A 1,141-nucleotide genomic window follows, 5' to 3' on the forward strand; every position below is an offset into this window, starting at 1 on the left:
CGTATAATATGCTCATCATTTTGGTTCATACTCTCAGCAAGGCTTCGAACACTTTGTATCAGCTGTAGGGTGCTTATACCTAGCCCTAATGTACCAGTTACTACATCATTCATCTTGAGTAGTTGACTAATATCTTTTTTCTTAGTCATTAAGTTATCTATCTTTTTGGTAGTCTCTGTCTCTATACTGCCAAATAGCTCTGTGCATGGTACTACTTTTAGCATCATACTCAGCTTGTGATTATTCCATTTGTTAACTATCTCAACACAGTTCTTTTGTATATCAAATACCTGCTTATACAATCCCAAACATACTATAGCATTATCTACACCTTCTGTTTGCTGTAGTGTTTGTAACTTTTCATTTAGCTCATCAATAGCACTATATGTACCATAACAACTCTCCATAATTCCTTTTACAAACTTAAATCTTAAACTACCAATAGATGTAGTTTTCAGCTCTTCATATTGCTTTTTATCTATTAGATTTTTAGTTTTTAGTTTATTCTGCTCATCTAGCTTCTTGAGATAATCATCAGTCTCAGTATGTACTTGCTGTTGAAACTCTCTATAAGAGTTCTCCTCTACGAAGTAGTGAGTCTCTCCTTTATAATATCTAGTCTCTACAGCTATATTTCTCTCACTAGCAGCTTTAGCTAATAGTGGGCTAACTTCTTGAGCTATACTAACATTTGTATCAAATTTACTACTTAGTAATATTCTAGTGATAGATTTACCATTCGCTACACCAAAGAAGTTCTTAACCTCAAAGCTATCTTCTACCATCTGTGTGAACTTATCTTTTAGTGCTTTGTCACTAAGGATATTCCTTGTAAATTCATTATTAGCATATCTGATATGTACTTTGTTTATAAAGCTAGTTATAGCAGTTTCTACTTTTTCATCTGTGATAAGGCTAATAGTAGCAGAAGGGATATCTTTACCCTTGATAATACTATCAACTAGCTCATAAGTAGTAACACTAGTTTTCCCAGCTATTTTTTTAGCACCTTTTTTCATATACTCTTCAGAGTATTTCATCACAGCTTCATTAAACTGGTTTCTAGGTACAGGAGTATCTTTAGCTTGAGATAGTATTAGCTCAATACTATTACTTAGAGCTAGTTTCTTAGCATCATAAA

1 protein-coding gene is annotated in these 1,141 nt (G+C 33.0%); it reads right to left on the reverse strand.

Going from position 1 to position 1,141, the window contains the following annotated elements:
- On the reverse strand, positions 1-1,141 hold a 1,141-nt coding region (locus F3D57_RS10295), incomplete at both ends, for a hypothetical protein (protein ID WP_191092395.1).

The organism is Francisella sp. SYW-2 (assembly GCF_008711475.1).
GTDB lineage: Bacteria > Pseudomonadota > Gammaproteobacteria > Francisellales > Francisellaceae > Francisella > Francisella salimarina.